Annotated in this window: 11 protein-coding genes; 5 read left to right on the forward strand and 6 right to left on the reverse strand. The window is 49.0% G+C overall.

The window, feature by feature from the left end:
• Positions 1-106 precede the first annotated feature (106 nt).
• Positions 107-904 carry an endonuclease/exonuclease/phosphatase family protein gene (locus BMW93_RS15445; RefSeq protein ID WP_090377794.1) on the forward strand — a complete coding sequence of 266 codons (798 nt, stop codon included), beginning with the start codon at positions 107-109 and terminating at the stop codon, positions 902-904.
• Here the strand turns inward: BMW93_RS15445 and BMW93_RS15450 are convergent.
• On the reverse strand, positions 891-2618 hold the full coding sequence (locus BMW93_RS15450) for a VRR-NUC domain-containing protein (RefSeq protein WP_090377797.1): 1728 nt from the start codon (positions 2616-2618) through the stop codon (positions 891-893). The genes BMW93_RS15445 and BMW93_RS15450 overlap by 14 nt on opposite strands.
• A 284-nt stretch (positions 2619-2902) precedes the next feature.
• Between BMW93_RS15450 and BMW93_RS15455 the strand changes: the two genes are divergently transcribed.
• Positions 2903-4093, forward strand: coding sequence for a phosphoglycerate kinase (locus BMW93_RS15455; protein ID WP_090377799.1), 1191 nt, complete (start codon positions 2903-2905; stop codon positions 4091-4093).
• Positions 4094-4216: 123 nt separating this feature from the next.
• On the opposite strand, the gene BMW93_RS15460 is transcribed toward BMW93_RS15455, so the two are convergent.
• Positions 4217-6658 (reverse strand): outer membrane beta-barrel protein, encoded by a 2442-nt coding sequence (locus BMW93_RS15460; protein ID WP_229240471.1) that lies wholly within the window; start codon positions 6656-6658, stop codon positions 4217-4219.
• Positions 6659-6968: 310 nt separating this feature from the next.
• On the opposite strand from BMW93_RS15460, the gene guaA reads away from it, so the two are divergent.
• Positions 6969-8498, forward strand: a complete 1530-nt coding sequence (gene guaA / locus BMW93_RS15465) for a glutamine-hydrolyzing GMP synthase (protein ID WP_090377805.1) — start codon at positions 6969-6971, stop codon at positions 8496-8498.
• A 61-nt stretch (positions 8499-8559) separates the two neighbouring features.
• Here guaA and BMW93_RS15470 read toward each other — a convergent pair whose 3' ends face one another.
• On the reverse strand, positions 8560-8724 hold the full coding sequence (locus BMW93_RS15470) for a DUF1328 family protein (protein WP_019940565.1): 165 nt from the start codon (positions 8722-8724) through the stop codon (positions 8560-8562).
• Positions 8725-8918: 194 nt separating this feature from the next.
• On the opposite strand from BMW93_RS15470, the gene BMW93_RS15475 reads away from it, so the two are divergent.
• Entirely contained in the window at positions 8919-10775 is a 1857-nt protein-coding gene (locus tag BMW93_RS15475; RefSeq protein ID WP_090377808.1) for a M1 family metallopeptidase, read from the forward strand.
• Here the strand turns inward: BMW93_RS15475 and BMW93_RS15480 are convergent, their stop codons facing one another.
• The 3 genes from BMW93_RS15480 to BMW93_RS15490 form a co-directional block, all read right to left on the reverse strand.
• Positions 10776-13415 carry a DUF5686 and carboxypeptidase regulatory-like domain-containing protein gene (locus BMW93_RS15480; protein WP_229240473.1) on the reverse strand — a complete coding sequence of 880 codons (2640 nt, stop codon included), beginning with the start codon at positions 13413-13415 and terminating at the stop codon, positions 10776-10778.
• 127 nt (positions 13416-13542) lie between these two features.
• Complete coding sequence (locus BMW93_RS15485; RefSeq protein ID WP_090377814.1) at positions 13543-14250, reverse strand: DsbA family oxidoreductase; 708 nt, start codon at positions 14248-14250, stop codon at positions 13543-13545.
• A 204-nt stretch (positions 14251-14454) separates the two neighbouring features.
• Positions 14455-15090: an NAD(P)H-dependent oxidoreductase gene (locus BMW93_RS15490; protein WP_090377817.1), complete on the reverse strand. Its 636-nt coding sequence runs from the start codon at positions 15088-15090 to the stop codon at positions 14455-14457.
• Between the two features lie 102 nt (positions 15091-15192).
• Here BMW93_RS15490 and BMW93_RS15495 point away from each other — a divergent pair, with 102 nt between their 5' ends.
• Positions 15193-15558 carry a helix-turn-helix domain-containing protein gene (locus tag BMW93_RS15495; RefSeq protein WP_090377820.1) on the forward strand — a complete coding sequence of 122 codons (366 nt, stop codon included), beginning with the start codon at positions 15193-15195 and terminating at the stop codon, positions 15556-15558.
• Positions 15559-16354 lie beyond the last annotated feature (796 nt).

Raw genomic sequence — 16354 nt, forward strand, 5'->3', positions numbered from 1 at the left:
TGAAATTTGATTGGATGATAAACCGAAACGGGTTACCGGGCGGCGTTAATTCTGGATTTCAAACGCTATTTTTGGCGCATTATTTACCTTAATCTTCGTACCACCGATGAAAAAGTACTTCTTACCATTGTTTATGCTCCTGTCCGCCAACGTACTAGCCGGTACGTTGCCCGACCAGCCCGCAAAAAAGCAACGCTTCAAAGTGATGACCTACAACATCCACCACTGTAACCCGCCCTCGGCTGGTGACAAAATCGATGTGGAAGCGATTGCGAAAGTGATCAATGCCGAAAAGCCTGATTTCGTGGCATTGCAGGAAGTCGACGTCAATACCGAACGTTCCGGTAAAGGCAAAAACCAGGCGCAGCAACTGGCCGCGCTTACCGGCATGAAATTCTATTTTTCCAAAGCGATCGACCACCAGGGAGGCGACTATGGTGTGGCTGTTCTGACAAAATTCCCGATCGTCGACTCGGCGAAGTTTGCATTGCCTATCCGCCCGGAATTGAAAGAAGAAGACCGCACGATCGCCGCGGTAACCGTGAAGCTGCCGGATAACCGCAAACTGATCTTCGCCAGCACGCATTTGGGTTTAAAGGAGCCTAACCGCATTCATCAGGCGGAAACGATTATGGAGCATTTTGGAAAAACTGAAATGCCGATGATCCTCGCCGGCGATTTCAATGCTACGCCCGAAAGCCCGGTAATCGCCTATTTCGACAAGTATTTCACGCGTTCCTGCACAGATTGCAAGCCGACCATCCCGGTGGAAGTGCCGAAAAAGACAATCGATTTCATCATGCACAAGCAGGGTAACCAACTGAAAAGTGCCAATACGAAGGTGATCGACGAGAAATATGCATCGGACCACCTGCCTGTGACGGCGGAGTTTACATTAGATTAATGTTCTCCTTGATCCAGTTCACCCGCACGATCCGGCTCTGTACGCCATGCTCGGCAAAGAAATGCTGCCAATGCAGCTGCCGCGACGAAAGGTGGTCCGTAGGCGATTTGATTTCGATGAATGCGTAGTCGTCGTCGTTCCAGACCAGCAAGTCGGGAAAGCCGCGGGTGTTTTCACGGAGGTTCAGCGCCATTTCGAGCATGATCTTGTGGATCTTTTCGGGGCTCAAAAGGGAAGTTAAAGTCAAAACTTTGTCCAATGCGCCGTCATACCACGGCACGAGCACATTGGTAATGCCGTATTTATCTGTAAATGTTTGTGTAACGAGCTCGTCGATGATCTCCCGCGAGTGCGCGGCGGCGAGCCGTTCTTTCAACTGTTCCGACCGTTTGAAATAGAAATCGGGCAGGAAGAAGTCCGACGGAATGCGTTGCAGCGGGTTATGGATCGTCTGGACATTGGTATCATAAATAATATCCCAGAACAGCAGCCCGAACAATGCACGCCATGGTTCGTTTTCGCTAAAAAACGCATTGTAACCCTGCTCCTGGTAATAGGTTATCGCACCGAATTCCACCCGGAAACGAAAGGAAACCGGTACTTCAATCGCTTCGGCAGCTTTTAAAGCCTGGGTCGTCCTTTTGACGGTCCGGGCTTTTTTGTTTTTAATCTTTTCATAAAAATCGAGGCTGAAAAAGCGCTCGTCGGCATTCTGCGGGCTTTCGGCGATTTCCTCGCATAAGGCCAGTGCTTCGTCGATTTCACCCAGGTTATAAAGCAATCGCACGCGCCGCTCGCGGGCGGGGGCGTCGCTCGTGAGCTGGTAGATGGTAAGCGCCTGCGAAAGCATTTTCTTGCGTTCCAGCCAGGCACTTACTTTTAATATAAATGTATTGAATGAAGGTAATGCCTTATGGCTGAGCCCGGTGCCGCTTGCTGCCTGCCAGTTCATAAACCAGTCGTAAATCTCTTCCGGCGGCAGGTCTTGTTTGATAATGTCGAAAGTTTCCTTCATCAGCGACACCATCAATGTATCGTCTGCATCCTTCCGCGTATCGAACTGAATAGAAAGGTATTGCTCGTCGAACGATTGAAACCGCACGTGCCCCAGGTCGCGAACGACAAATTCGGTCATATCGGCATAGCGGTTGCCGAAGAAGAGAAACTTCATCAGCATTACCTCTGCTTCGAACGATACTTTCACCACTGGTTCCAATGCTCCGATCACCTCGCAAAGCACGGCAAAATCATATTCGTACAGCAACCAGCGCACCAGATCGGGCTTTTTAATGCTTTTCGAAGGCATAATGTCCGGTTGGAGCAGTTTCGTGAATTCCAGCAATTCGGGTTTGGTGAAAAGATCGATCACCTCCGTGAACCGGCTTTCGTGCGCTTCACAGAGCGTTTCGATAAAGTCGCGTTCGAGCAGTTCGGTGAGCACGGCGGGCATGTCCCCGATTTCGGAGTAGGAGAGGCTATTGCTACGGAAAAACGATTTGCTGCGGTTGCTGAAACGGATAAAGAGGCATTGCGCGTCTTCCGAAAGCGACTCGTAATTGTCCAGGAATTCCAGCTCGCTCCCGTGCAGGATGTGCGCGTAGCGCTTGCGTACGAACGCGAGCACGTAGTTGAAATATTCGAGATAGTATTTGGGCGGTAAATCCGTGGGAAACACCTGTTCCTGGGCGAACGGATCGGTCAATTCGGCAGACAAAACGGTTACTTTTTGAGTTGATGAAGAAATAAAGTTACCAAAAATATCTATTTCAGGATATTAAAATTATCAGTGATTTTCCCATGGAAAACGGAACGGCTACCGCTGCCCGGCAAGTACGGGACGGTTTATATTAAAATTTGGTTAATTCCTGTTTTTATAGAAAAATGAAAGGTAAAAATAGGATTATAGCTATTAAGCGCGCCGCCTTTTCTGAAAAGCATAGTATATAATTAAGAAATTGATTTACATTTGCTCTCTATGGAAAACAATTTTACCTGCCCATGACAACATTAGATTCTTATGATTTTTCAGGGAAAAAAGCCCTGGTTCGCGTGGATTTCAATGTCCCGCTTAATGAAAAATTTGAGATCACGGACGATACCCGTATCCGTGCGACCATTCCTACAATCAGTAAGATTCTTAATGACGGCGGTTCCGTCATTTTAATGTCACACCTGGGTCGCCCCAAGGACGGTCCTACCGAAAAGTACTCCCTGAAACACCTGGTAAACCCGCTTTCCCTGATCCTGGGCAAGACGGTGAAGTTTGCCGACGATTGCATTGGCGAAAGCGCTACGGAGCTGGCCGCTGCATTGCAACCGGGAGAAGTTCTGTTGCTCGAAAACCTGCGTTTTTATAAAGAAGAAGAAAAAGGTAACGAAGAATTCGCCGAGAAACTTTCGAAACTGGGTGATGTGTGGGTAATGGATGCATTCGGTACCGCACACCGCGCGCACGCTTCCACAGCTGTGATCGGTAAATTCTTTGCGGATAAAGTTTGCGGTTATGTAATGCAAGCGGAGCTGGATAACGCGGAAAGACTTCTGGAACATTCAGAAAGACCTTTCACTGCGATCATGGGCGGTGCTAAAATTTCCGACAAAATCCTGATCATCGAACGCCTGCTCGACAAGGTTGATAACCTGATCATCGGCGGCGGTATGTCCTATACATTCTCCAAAGCACAAGGCGGAAGCATCGGCAAGTCGTTGCTCGAAGCCGACAAGCAGGACCTTACTTTGGAACTCATTGAAAAAGCGAAAGCGAAAGGTATTAACCTGGTATTACCGGTGGATACCGTTATCGCCGACAAATTCTCGAACGATGCCGAGCGTAAAGTGGTAGAAGCCGGTAACATTCCCGACGAGTGGGAAGGCCTCGATATCGGTCCTGAAACTGCCAAAATTTTCAGCGATATCATCAAAAACTCCAAAACTGTACTCTGGAACGGCCCGATGGGCGTATTCGAGTTCCCGAACTTCGCGCAAGGAACCAATGCAATCGCTGAGGCGGTGGTGTCGGTAACCGAAGAAAACGACGCATTCTCACTCATCGGTGGTGGCGACTCGGCTTCGGCGATCAACAATGCAGGTTACGGCGACCGCGTGAGCTACGTTTCAACCGGTGGCGGCGCATTGCTCGAATACATGGAAGGCAAAGTTCTTCCGGGTGTTGCCGCATTGCAAGCGTAAGCATTTCACTTTTTAGGTTTATATCAAAAAAGAAATCCATCCCGCACATCGCGGGATGGATTTTCTGCATAACAAACCTAACTAATTTATGAACACTGGTCTCGTTCGACCGGAATTCCACTTTTAATTGCCGCCTGCGCGTTTCTGCAAATCATCCGACCCGGTGTTGCGCTGGCGGGCACCCTTCACGTTCTGGTTACCGAAGTTGTATGTGAAGGTCAGTCTGAACTGGCGGCTGGGCCATTCGGAACGCACTTTGAAATTGATATCCTTGTACACAGCCGTACCGTTGAATCGGTTGGTCCAGAAGATATCGTTCACATTGAAGCGGATCGTTCCTTTTTTGTTCAGGATATTCTTTTGCAAACCTGCATTGATCATCCCCATCGGGCGGGCCGCGTACAATCCATAGAACTGTCTGCTATTATACCATCCGGAGAGCTCAGCGGACCATCCCTTACCGATAGTAAATTGATTGCTGGCATACATATTCCATGACGTCTGCTTGATTTCGAGCTGTTGTTCCAGGTAATATGACTTGTAATGGTTGTAAACACCAGTAAAGTTCGCCTGCACTTGCCACCATTTAGTGACGGGTATCGGGAAAGAGACGGTCAGGCTGATGTTATCCTGGTTGTCGAGGTTATCCGATGTGACAAACGTTTTGTTCTCCGATGCGATTTGCTGTGGCAGTTCGTCCGCGATCATGTCCTTGATGCGGCTGTATGCCAGCGTCGTGTTCAATGCGTTTTTGTAAACGTGTACTAATTGAAACGAATGTGTGTACTGCGGTCTCAGGTTCGGATTGCCTTTCGCGAATGTGTATGGGTCAAGATAAAACTCAAACGGGTTCAGCGACTGGTAATTCGGACGATCGATCCGACGGCTGTACGAAAGGTTGATCACGTTGTTTGTATCCAACTGGTTCGACAGGAACACGCTGGGGAAAAAGTTAATATAATTTCTGTCGCGTTTCTGGTTCAACGTAACCGAGTTACCGATCGAATGCGTGTGTTCTGCGCGGACGCCCAGCTGGTACTTGATCTTTTTCGAAATAGCACCGGCATAGTTCGCATAAGCCGCATTCACGTTTTCAGTGTACTTGAAACGGTTCGAGCGGCTTGGGTCAAATTGCCAGCTGTCTGCGAAAGTTTCGAACACCATATCATTATCCGAAGTCACGTAGCTCGATTTCAAACCGGTTTCGAACTTGCCTTTGCCGATCGTTTGGGTGTAATCCAGCTTCGCCATCGCAATGTTGATGTCCGAAGGCATATCGTTACGCACCATTTCGGTAGCGGCTTCGTCCGGCGTACCGTCCGCTTTGAAATAGCGGGTATCGAGGTCGCTCTTCTTTTTGCCGCCGTAATGCACGTAATCCAGGTCGAAAGTCAGTTCTTTTCCTTTGTCGTTGAACTGGTGTTTCAGGTTCAGGTTGGAACTGATATTGTTCATTTTACCGCCATTGAAAACGTCTGTCCGGAAAGTCCGTTGCAGGCTCAGGTCTTCGTTCAGGATCCGGGTGTTGGTTTGTCCGAACGGGTTGCTCCAATCGTTGTAGAAACCGGAAACCAGTACGCCAACAGTGGTTTTGTCCGTTGCAAAGTAGTCGAGGCCGGCACGCACATTATAGTATTCCGATCTGTTGATCCGCTCGGTATGCTGGTCGAAGATCGTCACTTTATCCTCGTAAGGAATCGTGCGGTAAATGTCGTTGTTGTTGAATCCTTTGTTATAAAAAGCGCCGCCGTTGATGAATGTGCTTATTTTTCCGGCCCGGTGGTTGAGCGTCGCGGTCGCATTCGCGCGACCATATTTCGCCCACGCCCCGCCAAGGTTGATATTCCCGTTGGTGCCGTAGTTCTTGTTGCGCTTCATTTTAATATTGATGATTCCCGAGTTACCCGCCGCGTCATATTTGGCCGAAGGGTTCGTGATCAGCTCGATCTTCTCGATATTATCGCTGGGCGTGTTGCGCAGAAGCGTAATGAGTTCTTGTTGGGACAAAAAAGTCTGTTTTCCATCTATTTGAACAATCACACCTTCCTTACCACGCAGTTTCAATTGCTCGTTCTGCTGATCGACCGTTACACCCGGCGCGCGTTCGAGCACTTCCAACGCGGTAGCGCCTGCTGAAACAATGCTGTTTTCCACATTCACCACCGTCCGGTCGATTTGCTGTTCGATGAATGGTTTTTTCGCTACGACGGTCACCTCGTTCAGCGATTTGATATCCGATTTTAAGGTAAAAGTGGGAAGGTTTACGGGAGTGTCTTTTACGTTGAATGGTTCACTATAACTTTTTTGATATCCTACCATCGAGATCAGCGTGAGGTACTTGCCTTCCGCCACCTGGTCGAATGCAAATTTGCCCTGCTCATCGGCAGCAAGTCCTGTTACAAGCACGGAGTCTTTGGCTTGGAGCAAAAGAATGTTCACAAACGGGAACGGTTGCGACTTTTCATCAAGCACCGCGCCGGTGACTTTTCCTTTTCCGGTAAGTGGCTGGGGAGCTTGTGCGTGCACAAATCCACTGCCCAGCATCAGCGCTGCAGTTAGGTTCATTAAGATTTTCATGGCTAATAGTTAAAAGTTCAGCGTACCCGGGGTGAGTTGTTCCATTAGGTACACTGCAAAGATAGGTACTGGGTATAACATAGAACCTTCGATTACATAAAAGGCGTGAATGTTATATAAATGGTGTGTGGCTATCTTTCGGCTTATAGATACAAAGGGATAAAAGGAAGTTGCATATTGGCTGGAAAAAAGTTTAAACGGTTAAATAGCTGTTTGAGCGTCAGAAGTGGCGAAGTTTCAACTTCGTTTTTTGGTTTTCCCCCAATCTCCCTACCTTTGCGTTTTAGATAGCATATATATGACTGAACAAATTCTGATTTTAGATTTTGGCTCACAGTACACCCAGTTAATTGCACGCAGAGTTCGCGAACTGAATGTTTATTGTGAAATCCACCCATACAACAACTTCCCCGAACTCACTCCCAACGTCAAAGGTGTAATTCTCTCAGGTAGTCCCTGCTCGGTAAGAGATGAAGATTCTCCTCGCGTAGATCTCAACAAATTCCGCAAAACATTGCCCCTTTTGGGCGTATGCTATGGCGCGCAGTTGCTGGCGCAGGAGCTGGGCGGCGAGGTGAAACCTTCGCAGCACCGCGAGTATGGCCGCGCAAGACTGGAAATCGATGACTCGGATTCCTCGTTGCTGGCCGGTTTGTCGGAGTCGTCGCAGGTGTGGATGTCGCATGGTGACACGATCGTTCGCGCGCCGCAAAACTTCCACGTGATCGCTTCCACGGAATCAGTGAAGGTGGCTGCATTTAAAGTGGAGGATGAACTCACATATGGTATCCAGTTTCACCCCGAGGTTACGCATACTACCGAGGGCAAAAAGCTTCTCCACAACTTCGTAGTGAATATTTGTGGGTGCAAGCAGGACTGGACTTCCGATTCGTTTGTAGAGCATACCATCGACCAGCTTCGCAAGAAACTGGGCAACGATAAGGTCGTAATGGCATTGTCGGGCGGTGTGGATTCTACGGTGGCTGCTACGCTGGTACACCACGCGATCGGCCAGAATTTGTATTGTATTTTCGTAGACAACGGTCTGTTGCGTAAGGATGAATTCGAGCAGGTGCTGAATTCTTACCAAAATATGGGCCTCAATATTAAAGGTGTGGATTCCAAATCACACTTTTACCAGTCGCTCGACGGATTGAGCGAACCCGAAGCGAAACGTAAGGCGATCGGAAAGTCATTTATCGATATTTTCGACCAGGAAGCACATTTGATCGAGGATGTGAAGTGGCTCGGACAGGGCACTATTTATCCGGACGTGATCGAATCCGTTTCGGTAAAAGGCCCTTCGGCGACGATCAAGTCGCACCATAATGTGGGTGGTCTGCCTGATTTTATGAAACTGAAAGTGGTTGAGCCGCTGAATACTTTGTTCAAAGACGAGGTACGGGCGGTTGGACGTACACTGGGTATCGATGAGAAAATTCTCAGCCGCCATCCGTTCCCCGGACCGGGTCTGGCGATCCGTATCCTCGGTGAAATCACACCTGAGAAAGTCGCTATCCTGCAAGAAGTGGACGCGATCTTTATCGGTGGCCTTCGTAAATGGAATCTCTATAAGGACGTTTGGCAGGCTGGCGCAATGCTCCTTCCTGTGCAAAGCGTAGGCGTAATGGGCGACGAGCGCACGTACGAGCGCGTGGTCGCGCTACGCGCGGTGACGTCGGTCGATGGTATGACCGCCGATTGGGCGCATTTGCCGTACGATTTCCTCGCCGAAGTTTCCAACGACATTATCAATAAGGTAAAAGGGGTGAACAGGGTCGTTTACGACATTTCTTCGAAGCCACCGGCAACCATCGAATGGGAATAAGAAATACGAAAAAAGCGGACATCGAGTCCGCTTTTTTCATTTGTTGTATTGCCGAAAGTCGTCAGGATCGCCCGACACCACGGCTTAATAAGCTTAGCACGAAGAGTACGAGGAATACGAAGAAAAGAATTTTAGCAATTCCGGCTGCGCCTGCCGCTATACCACCGAATCCGAGGATACCGGCAACGATAGCGATGATCAGAAATATTACGGTCCATCTTAGCATGATTGACAAATATTTAGGTTTTTGATTATTGATTTCTGAACCAATAATTACCAACACTATGCCAGGCCTGCAAATGCGCTGCAAACGCATTAAACCACTGCAAATGCTTTAAAATGAGGTTTTTTGTGGAGAATGATGCACAGTTTCGAGGGGATTGACGTAATTTGCGGTTTAATCAAATTACTAACGTCCGAATGAAGTTTAATTTATCCGTGCTATTGCTGGTCGCGCTGGCGTTCCAGGTTTCAGCACAAAGTGACCGTTGGCAGCAGCGCGCGAAGTACCAGATGGAGATTGATTTTGACGCTGTCAAACACCAGTACAAAGGCACCCAAAAACTCGTTTACACCAACAATTCCCCCGATACACTTCAAAAGGTATTTTATCATTTATACCTGAACGCTTTCCAGCCCGGCAGCCAGATGGACGTCCGCTCGCGCTCGATCAGCGATCCGGATACGCGGGTGAAGGATCGTATTTCCAAATTGTCGCCTGCCGAAATCGGTTACGAAAAAGTGCTTTCTCTCAAACAGAATGGGAAGTCGCTAAAATACGAGGTGGTGGGTACCATTCTCGAAGTGACTTTGAACGAAAAGATCCTGCCCAAGTCGCAACACACCTTCGATATGGCGTTCGAAGCGCAGGTGCCGTTGCAGATCCGCCGCACCGGTCGCGCCAATGCGGAAGGTATCGATTATTCAATGGCGCAATGGTATCCCAAAATGTCGGAGTACGATTATGAAGGCTGGCATGCCAATCCTTACATCGGTCGCGAGTTCTATGGAATATGGGGTGATTTTGACGTAAAAATCACGATGGATGCGGCGTATACGATTGCGGGAACCGGCTATTTACAGAATCCTGATAAAATCGGTCACGGGTATTCCAATAAAAATGTCACGCACAAACCAGGCGAGCGCCTTACCTGGCATTTCATAGCGCCGGAAGTGCACGATTTCATGTGGGCCGCCGACCGCGATTACCAGCACGATGTCGTGAAAGTAGATGATAACCTTGACCTGCACTTCTTCTACCAAACGGACACACTAGCTAATTCATGGAAACAAATGGAGCCGCTTGCGGTACGTTCGTTCAAGATCATGAACGAGCAGTTCGGGCGTTATCCTTACAAGCAATATTCGGTGATCCAGGGCGGCGATGGCGGTATGGAATATCCGATGGCGACGCTTATTACGGGCCGTTTAAGCCTGCATTCGCTGACGAGCGTAACCGTTCATGAATCCATTCATAGCTGGTTTCAGGGACTTTTGGGCACGAATGAATCGAAATACCCATGGATGGACGAAGGTTTTACGACCTACGCGCAAAATATCGTGATGGGCGAGCTGTTCCCGGCGAAAGGAGATCCGCAACGCGCCGCTACGACCAGTTACCGCAGCCTGGTGAAAGCGGGGATCGAAGAGCCGCTTACCACCCACGCCGACCATTACAATACCAACAAGGCATACAGCATTGCCAGCTACAACAAAGGCGCCGTTTTCCTGAACCAGCTCAATTATATCATGGGTAAGGAAACATTCCAACGCGGCATGAAGCGGTATTTCAATGAATGGAAGTTCAAACACCCGAATCCGACGGATTTGAAACGCATTATGGAAAAGGAATCAGGGCTGGAACTGGATTGGTTCTGGGAGAATTTTGTAGGAACCACCAAAACGATCGATTACAGCATCCGCGAGGTGCTTTCAAACGCGGGTCAGACCGATGTGGTGCTCGAAAGGATTGGCCAAATCCCAATGCCATTGGATGTAGTGGTAAGCTACAAGGACGGTACCCAGGAGAATTTTTACATTCCGCTGGAAATTATGCGTGGCGAAAAGAATGAGAAGTTGTATGCCAAAACCACGCAAATGGCCGACTGGGGCTGGACTTACCCTGAATATTCCTTCACGATCGACCGCAACACCTCCGATATTCAAGCCATTGTAATCGACCCTAGCCAGCGCATGGCCGACATCGATCCTGATAACAACGTGTGGCCGACGGTCCCCAAAACCGCTCCGCGTTTCAAGGCTGTGAAAGTGAAATAACTACCGTCCGAACCGAAAGGAGGCACCGACGCGCCATCCCATGCCCTGGAAATGTGAGCCATGGAATTGTGCGACGGCCTCCAACCGGACGATCCGCATGATATTATCAATTCCATAAACGGCTTCCGAATAGTTTCGCATCGTAGGCACGCGCAGGTAATGCAGCTGCAACGTTTCCGAAATGCCCGTCACGCGTAACGACTGTATGCGCGTGAGCAGGAAGTGCTGCATTGTCCAGGTCAGGTGTGTCTGGAAAAACCATTTCGAAGTACTATATAAGTAGTAGGGAAGCATCCGGAACTGGTCGGGCGGGTAGACGTACTGGAAGAAAAACTCATTACCCATAAAATGCTGGTAGTCGGGGAAGTACATTGTTTTGGTACTTAAAAAACCGCCTCCATTGACTAGATATTCGAGATTACTCCTCGGGCCAAGGCTCAGGTCCTGACGGATGGTTCCTTGCAGCATCGAATAATCGGAATCCCCCAGAAAGCCCAAGCCGCTTTTGTAATTCACACTAAATGCAGGCCCGCGGCTTCTCAGATACCGCTTTTCGCCATTGCGGATCAGGTACCTTCTCCACGGTCGCAGAGTGGCCGTAGCGTCGAAAATCCAGGCATTGTGGTCTTCAAAGCCGGTGTTATCCAGCTCGCGGTTAATGGGCCTGTTGGGTGTGAACCCGAACTGGCTCCAGAAGATGATCGGCCGGGCGCTTTCCTGGTTGAAAAGTTCTTTCCGGTGCTCGAAATCCAGGCTGGCATTGAGGCTGAGAACGTCGCCGATGTTGCGAAGCGAATATTGAATGTGCCCGAACTGTTTTTGGTAGACTTTCATCAGGCTGCGATCGAAAAAGCGCGCGGCGACGCTGTTGGGCAATGGGGGGATCGGGTCACGGTTATTGATCTGGGACGCCATTTCGCCTCCCGAGAGTCCTAGATTCCAGTTTCTGCCACCCACATTCGTTTCGAGGTTTCCGTATAGCCGCTTTCGCCCAAACGAGTAGCGCACGAGCGGCCGCACGCTCATGTAGGAAGATTTTTCCCAGCGTTTTTGCCATTCAGTGATAAAATTGATTGCATTGCCTTCCACCGAATTGTAGCTGATCGAAAGGAAAGGGCTTTTGAAATAAAAGCTATTGCGGTTGCCCAATGCATAAGTATTACCCAAAAGCAGGTGAATGGGCTTGAAATGCGTGGAATCGGGCTTGGTTTTGACCCTTAGCGAATCCTTGACGACCTTGATGCTGTCCTGCGAGACGTAACTGGAAACTTCCGATTTGGTCAATGGGATTGGCCGTAGCGCCTGCCAGTAAGTGGTATCCCGTTTGTTGGCCATCGAATCGATCACGATCGAATCCTGCCGTACCAGCCGGTCGTTGCCGAGCTGTTCCTTTTGCTCTTTTTTCTGCTGCTTTTCGTATTGCTTGGTGAGTTTCCTGAAATTTTTGGTCGAAAATTCCTTCTGCGCCTGAATCAGGTTTTCGAGGTCTTTGCCGCCTTTCACTTTCGGGGCGTTATCTTTTTTGTGGTCGGCAATTACAATGTCTTCCCGCAAACCGGGATCGACGTCGAGCTTTTCATACGTCAGAGAAACCAGGTAACGAAACTCGCCTGCAAAGCCGAGGTAACTGCCATTCAGTTTAAACTGCTGGTTCACCGGGATCCAGACACCCTGCACGGGACTGAAAATCTGTTTGGCCGAAATGTTCAAACCGCTGGTAGTAGTTTGCAAATCATAGCTATGGATCGCCCAGCGGTCTTCGAGTATGAACAGGCTTCCCTTGAAAACCCCTTCGCCGTAGGCCTTTGGAATAACCCTTATCTTATTGACGATCTCCCCCCGTTCTTCGAAATAGCCTTCATATTCAAATTTGTAGTAGGCAAATGACTTGGGCGACAATGGGGAAATTGTGCCCGCTATTTCAGGGCTGTACAAACTCGCCAGAATGTATTCATTAGGTGAAGGAATGCTGTTGTCGAGGCTGTTGCGGGTGGAAATAATACGCTGGCTGTAATTGTTCGGACGGCGGTATTTGATCTCTGCGACACTTTCGTTTAATATAGCCTTACCCTGCTGAACGCCTTCTTTTTTGAGCCGTTTTTGAAGTAAAAAAGGGATTTTGGTAGCCACGCCCGTGCTGCGGGAATATACTTTGGCCGTGTATCCACGCACTTGCAACTGGTGAAAGCGCGCCTTCGCGATCGCGCGCCGCATGATCGTGTACGCGGGATCTTCCTTGCCCTTACCGATCGTAGCCTCTTGCAGGCTCAGAGCCTGTTCCTCCATCTCCACATTCACCTCCGTGAAATCGTTGCCGACGGTGATGGTCCTGGAAATACTTTTAAATCCGAGATATTGAAAAATGATCTCGTAGTTACCCGGTGCTAGGCTAAACTCGTATTCGCCCTCCTCATTGGCCATAGTCCCATTGCTCGTGCCTTTCACCGCAATGCCCGCATAGGGAAGAGATTCACCGTTTTTTGTGGTAATGCGTCCTCGGATCCCGCCGGCCCGGGAGAGCTGTTGCATGGTCAGGAAGAGCAGCAATAATGCCAGAAAGCGCATATAGTCGGGTGTAAAGTGCTGATAGCGGTGGTTGGAAGGCAGGTATTTTGTGCAACAAATTAGCGCAATTAGCACAAATTACATGACATTACTTCCCCCCGCCATTGACTTTACTTATAGAACCATACCAGTGATGCGGCCGGACACAACAAAGCGGCACGCCGGAGGTCCGACATGCCGCTTTTCAATCCGTATTCTCAGTTTACGCGCATTCCCCGTCGATGGTGCAATTCTCTCCATCAGCCAGGCTCACGAGTGGTTTAGGGTTAGCCTTTTCCCATTCAGCGAACGACTGCTGCAATGCACCGAGGAAAGTTTCGCTGTGCTGCGCGCCCGAAACCGCATATTTACGGTCGAGCACGAAAAACGGAACGCCGCGGGCACCTACCTGCTGCGCCTCGTACACATCTTTGCGCACATCCTCACTAAAACGTGTTCCTTCCAAAACCGACTTCAATTCCGTTGCGTCGACGCCGATAGCAGTTCCCAGTTCGACGAGTGTGTTGTGGTCGGCCGTGTTTTTACCATCCGTAAAATAGGCTTTGAACAACTGTTCCTCCGCCGCATCGCCCAGTCCTTTTGTTTTGGCAAACTGCAAAAACCGGTGCGCATCGAACGAATTGGCCAATACCGCCTTATCCATATTGTATTCCAAACCGACCTCCGCAGCCATATTGGTCACGTGGTCGTTCATTTGCTGTGCGTAATCCGGCGTCCAGCCTTTGGTTTCGGCCAGGTACTCATTAATGCTTTTTCCGGGCTGGGTCTTCATTTGCGGATTGAGTTGAAAACTCTTCCATTCCACCTGGATCTGGTCGCGCTGCGGAAACTCCGCCAACGCACTCTCAAAGCGCCGCTTGCCGATATAGCAAAACGGGCACATTACATCACTCCATATTTCGACTTTCATGATATCGTGTTTGTGTATTGTAACATTTGGATGGGAGTCTTTTTTTGTCAGATCTTGTCATTGGTTGTCAGGTATTGTCATTTTTGGTCAGGTATCGTCTTTGGTCAGGTATTGTCATTTTTGGTCAGGTATTGCACTTTTTGCTTCAACAATCCCTGACTACCCTTGACCATTCCCGACTCTTAACCTCCCATTATGGAAAGCTCAGATCGATATAAAAAGTTCTTCATGCGCCCTACGCACCTTCTTCGCATTCACCAGCGGATCTTTCTCATGGTCGCGGTAACCCAATGTCAGGATCACGACGCTGCGCAACCCTTTTTCACGCAGCCCCAGAATCTCATCCAGTTTAGCGCCGTCGAAACCTTCCATCGGCGTGGCGTCCACCTCTTCCGTAGCGGCAGCGACCAGTCCGTGGCCCAATGCAATGTAGGCTTGCCGGGCAGCCCAGTCGAAATTCACCGCTTCGCTGCGGCTGAGGATACCGCCATTAATGCTGCTATGGTAGCCCGCCAGTGATTCTAGGCTCACATTACGGGTAGTCGCCACCAGTTTGATGAAATCATCGACCTGCTCCGCCGTGATCTTTTCCCACGCCGCGAACACCAGCAAATGCGAAGCGTCCGGGATCTGCAATTGCCGCGGGGCCGCCTCGCTGAAAATTTTGTCTTTCAAAGCCTTATCCTCCACGACAATCACTTTGTAGGGCTGCAAACCCACCGAAGAAGGCGCCAGCTTGATCGCTTCGAGGATATTGTCCAGTTTTTCCTGGGGAACGGTCTCGCCGTTCATACGTTTGGTCGCGTAACGCCAGTTCAATTTTTTTATTAACTCGCTCATTTTTATCTAAGTTTGGTGTGCCGTTCAATCAATCGGCATGCAAACTTAATTAAATTTACTATACATTTGTAAGTAGTATACAAAAGGATAGTGAGAAAAGCTATGGAAAAAACGAAGGAAAAGAACCCGCACACCTGGGGCGAATGCACGAAAAGCATCCTCCCCGTGCGCGACGCATTGGAAGTACTGAGCGGCAAATGGAAGCTGCCCATCATCATATCCCTCATGTTCGGCAACAAGCGTTTTTCGCAAATCGCGAAGGAAGTGCCGGGTATCACGGACAAAATGCTCTCGAAAGAACTCCGCGAGCTGGAAAGCAACGACCTCGTGAAGCGGACTGTTTACGACTCTATTCCGGTAGTCGTGGAGTACTCGCTGACGGAGTACGGGCATTCATTGGAGATTGTGATCAAGACTTTAAGGGACTGGGGCGTAGCGCACCGGAAGCGGATGATGGTGGTGGAATAGCATTGGGAAGCAGTCTTTCGGGGCTGCTTTTTTGTTGTTAGGGTAGGTTGATAAATGATATGTGCCCGTTGCACATCGGATTTCTTGTGGTAATGATGGATTGGTTAAAATTAGGAGTTACTGTTGGTTGCTTACATTTTAATCTCTATTGGAAATCATGAAGCTTATTCAAACAATAGCATTGCTCATGCTTTGCACAAATGCAATCGGGAGCGGGATTCTAGGAGCACATCTTGAATGCAAGCCTCATTCCAATACAATTAGCGGTTACATAATCACACTTAGCTTGTACGTTGATGGAGCAAGTGAAGAACTTGATGACACGATTCAGCATGGTTTTGTTGTCAAAAATGATATGCATTGGGAAACCGAGGGCATATGGCGATGTTTCAGCACTTTTGGGATGAGAAGGATATCTTCGACCAAAGTCCAACAGGACCCAGTACGTTGCGGTGGAGCAAGTACGCGGGAGGTTTTCTTAAATATTTATGAAGCTTATATCGATTTTTCTGGAGTAGATGAGTCTGTTGTGAGTAATGGTTGTGTCCTAGCCTGGCATTCCTTACTAGGCTACCGTGGAAAGGGAGATAAAAACTTTGTTGAATCCTCCAATTTGGCCGAATGGGTAACGACATTTATACCTCTTCCGGTAGTAGATCGTATTTTTAGCACAAAGAAATCCAGCCCAACGATAGGCGCTATCAACAATTTTATTGTTTGTAAAGATGAGCTCACTGAGATAAAGATTCCGGCGGCAGATGTTGATGGAGATGAGATAAAATACAGGTTATCGACA

The organism is Dyadobacter sp. SG02, assembly GCF_900109045.1.
Lineage (GTDB): Bacteria > Bacteroidota > Bacteroidia > Cytophagales > Spirosomataceae > Dyadobacter.

Excerpts from the sequence above, each read along its gene's own strand:
- BMW93_RS15445 (WP_090377794.1), top strand. The coding sequence starts at position 107 with ATGAAAAAGTACTTCTTACCATTGTTTATGCTCCTGTCCGCCAACGTA.
- BMW93_RS15455 (WP_090377799.1), top strand. The coding sequence starts at position 2,903 with ATGACAACATTAGATTCTTATGATTTTTCAGGGAAAAAAGCCCTGGTT.
- BMW93_RS15460 (WP_229240471.1), bottom strand. The coding sequence starts at position 6,658 with ATGAACCTAACTGCAGCGCTGATGCTGGGCAGTGGATTTGTGCACGCA.
- guaA (WP_090377805.1), top strand. The coding sequence starts at position 6,969 with ATGACTGAACAAATTCTGATTTTAGATTTTGGCTCACAGTACACCCAG.
- BMW93_RS15470 (WP_019940565.1), bottom strand. The coding sequence starts at position 8,724 with ATGCTAAGATGGACCGTAATATTTCTGATCATCGCTATCGTTGCCGGT.
- BMW93_RS15475 (WP_090377808.1), top strand. The coding sequence starts at position 8,919 with ATGAAGTTTAATTTATCCGTGCTATTGCTGGTCGCGCTGGCGTTCCAG.
- BMW93_RS15485 (WP_090377814.1), bottom strand. The coding sequence starts at position 14,250 with ATGAAAGTCGAAATATGGAGTGATGTAATGTGCCCGTTTTGCTATATC.
- BMW93_RS15490 (WP_090377817.1), bottom strand. The coding sequence starts at position 15,090 with ATGAGCGAGTTAATAAAAAAATTGAACTGGCGTTACGCGACCAAACGT.
- BMW93_RS15495 (WP_090377820.1), top strand. The coding sequence starts at position 15,193 with ATGGAAAAAACGAAGGAAAAGAACCCGCACACCTGGGGCGAATGCACG.